The organism is Azospirillum sp. B4 (assembly GCF_000333275.1).
Classification (GTDB): Bacteria; Pseudomonadota; Alphaproteobacteria; order Azospirillales; family Azospirillaceae; genus Nitrospirillum.
This window is the reverse complement of sequence record NZ_BACU01000307.1, coordinates 1-2,513: the sequence shown is the minus strand read 5'-3', so window position 1 is coordinate 2,513 and position 2,513 is coordinate 1. Positions and strand designations below refer to the sequence as shown.

General features: G+C 66.7%; 3 protein-coding genes. 2 read left to right on the top strand and 1 reads right to left on the bottom strand.

The genetic code is table 11. The features are described from left to right. On the top strand, positions 1 to 299 hold a 299-nt coding region (locus tag I55_RS37060), incomplete at its 5' end, for a hypothetical protein (protein WP_044561180.1). 15 nt (positions 300 to 314) lie between these two features. On the opposite strand, the gene I55_RS13880 is transcribed toward I55_RS37060, so the two are convergent. Next, positions 315 to 779 (bottom strand): hypothetical protein, encoded by a 465-nt coding sequence (locus I55_RS13880; protein ID WP_044561179.1) that lies wholly within the window; start codon positions 777 to 779, stop codon positions 315 to 317. 277 nt (positions 780 to 1,056) lie between these two features. On the opposite strand from I55_RS13880, the gene I55_RS13875 reads away from it, so the two are divergent. Next, positions 1,057 to 2,304 carry an FAD-dependent monooxygenase gene (locus I55_RS13875; protein WP_159107193.1) on the top strand — a complete coding sequence of 416 codons (1,248 nt, stop codon included), beginning with the start codon at positions 1,057 to 1,059 and terminating at the stop codon, positions 2,302 to 2,304. Positions 2,305 to 2,513: the final 209 nt, after the last annotated feature.

Below are 2,513 nucleotides of genomic sequence, written 5' to 3'. Positions count from 1 at the left end.
ATCTTCGCATTCTGACGCACGACGTGCCGACGTGGTTTTATTTTTACCGCAAGGACCTGTCCAACGATCGCCACAACCTGGAATACAGTCCCAAGCTGTTGCGCCAACTCGTGGAGCATGGCGGCTTCACGGTCAATCGGTTATGGACGGAGGTGTTCTGGTCCGGCGATAGGCCGGAAATCGACCGTCTATTGGATGAACGGGGCTATTCACGGGATCTGCGTGGCGACGATATGTTCGTGCTGTGCGAGAAATCCGGACCGGCAGGACCATCGTTTCCGGATTTCCTTTATTTCTGACCTGTCTTCGGGAGCTTACAAATAGCTGCCGAAGACACGCAGGTAGGGCCGCGCCTCCTGGATGAACTGCACCGTCTCATACATCAGGTTGGTCACGCTGACGTGACCGGGCACTTCCTGCTGGCTCAGCACCAGCACCTTCTGCTGCTCATCAACGATGAAACGGGCGGTGCGCAGGTTGGCGGTGGCGCGCAGGATGGATTGCAGTTTGGCCCGCTTCTCCGGCGCCTCGATGGTGTAGGGCATGAAGCCCACTTCGGCCCAGATCTGGAACAGGGTGCTGTCGTCCTGCGGCGTGATGGAGACGTGGAACAGCAGGCCGTCCAGGTAGAAATGGTGGCGGGAGGGCGGGCGCTCGCGGTTCAGGTGGACCGTGCCGTCCTCATGGAACAGCAAGGCGTCCTTGCCTAGCGGCAGGCCCGCCTCGGCGCTTTGCGCCAGGCCCGCGAGGTTCTGGACGGTGACGATCGCCTGTTCCATTGAACGCCTCTCAAACCCCTTGACGCCGGTTCGCCAGCAGAACGAACCGGCTCATGCTTACCCTTACGCGCCGTTGGCCGTCCACCTTAATCCCAAGGCGCCAGGCGTAATAAAGGCGCCCTATCGCCAAGGTGCGCATTGCCGCGCGCGCCGACAGGGAGCATATCGGCAGAGAACTAACAAGAAGTAAGCGGCCCAGTTCCTGAAAGCGGGCCTGGGGCAAACGGGCTTGGGGCAAACGGGCTTGGGGCAAACGGGCTTGGGGGAGGACGCGGACTTGAGCACTGATCGGGATGTCGATGTCCTGGTGGTGGGCGCCGGACCCACGGGCCTGGCGCTGGCCGCCATGCTGGGCCGCACCGGCGTTTCCGTGCGCATCGTCGACAAGGCGGTGGGCCGGTCGCTGAAATCCAAGGCGCTGGGCGTGCATGCCGGCACGCTGGAGGCGCTGTCGGACGTGTTCGGCGTCAGCCTGCCGGCCCGCATGGTGGCCACGGGCCAGCCCATGCGCACCGTCTGCTTCCACCTGGGTGATCGCCCGCCCATCGCCGTGGATCTGGGCGGCCTGCCCAGCCCCTACAACTTCGTCCTGGTGCTGCCGCAGGGGGAGACGGAGCGTCTGCTGGCCGAACAGGCGGCGGCGTTCGGGATTCGGGTCTGCTGGGAGCATGAGCTGGCCGGCCTGACGCAGGACCGTGATGGCGTACAGTGCGAAGTGCGCCGGCCTGATGGCGGCGTCGAACTGGTGCGTGCCGCCTATGTGGTCGGTTGCGACGGTGCCCACAGCACGGTGCGTCATCAGGTGGGGGCGGCCTTCGCCGGCGGCGCCTACCCCGGCACGTTCCTGTTGGCCGACGTGGTGCTGGACTGGGCCCTGGGCCACGACTCCGTGCGCTTCTTCGCGACGGAGGTGGGGGCCATGGCCGCCTTCCCCCTGCGCGATCCGCAACGTCCCAACCTCTGCCGCCTGGTGGTGATCCCCAAGGGCGAAGAGCCCTCGAAGGACACCGAGATCGACGCGGCCGCCTTCGCCGTCCTGGCCCGCGCGGTGTCCGGCCAGCCGCTGACCCTGGGGGAATCGCTGTGGCTGACCCGTTTCAGCATCCACCACCGCATGGTCGCTCGGCTGCGCCACGGCCGGGTCTTCCTGGCGGGCGACGCCGCCCACATCCACAGCCCGGCCGGCGGCCAGGGCATGAACACCGGCATCCAGGACGCCCTCAACCTTGCCGCGCGCCTGACGGAGGCTTTGCGCCGGGGCAAGGACGGCGGGGTGCTGGACCGCTATGCCCAGGACCGGTTGCCGGTGGCACGCCAGGTGCTGCGCGGCACCGACCTGATCTCCCGCGCCGCCCTGCTGGCCGATGGCTGGTGGGGCCGGCTGCTGCGCCGCCACTTGCTGCCCTGGATCATCGGCAATCCCTTCCTGCGCCGGCGCATCGCCCTCAGTCTGTCGCAACTGCCGGTGTCACGGCAGGAGCGGCCGGTCCGGCTGGGGGTTTTGAACCGGCGGGGCGGCCGGTAAGGGGCGACCTCTGTGGCCGGCAGGCCCCGCCGACGAAAGTGGTAACGACCATTTCGACGCGCAGCGCCTATCGTGGCACGGTCGGCACCTTCACCGGCGTGAACCTGACCTCCAAGGGCGTCATCGTCAATTCGGTCAGCAGCCTGATGTTCGCCAGCGGCGCGCTGTTCCTGAATGACGACATCCGGACCGCCGGCCAGACGGTGTAC

Bases quoted from the DNA above. Each gene is read 5' to 3' on its own strand.
- I55_RS13880 (WP_044561179.1), bottom strand. From the start codon at position 779: ATGGAACAGGCGATCGTCACCGTCCAGAACCTCGCGGGCCTGGCGCAA.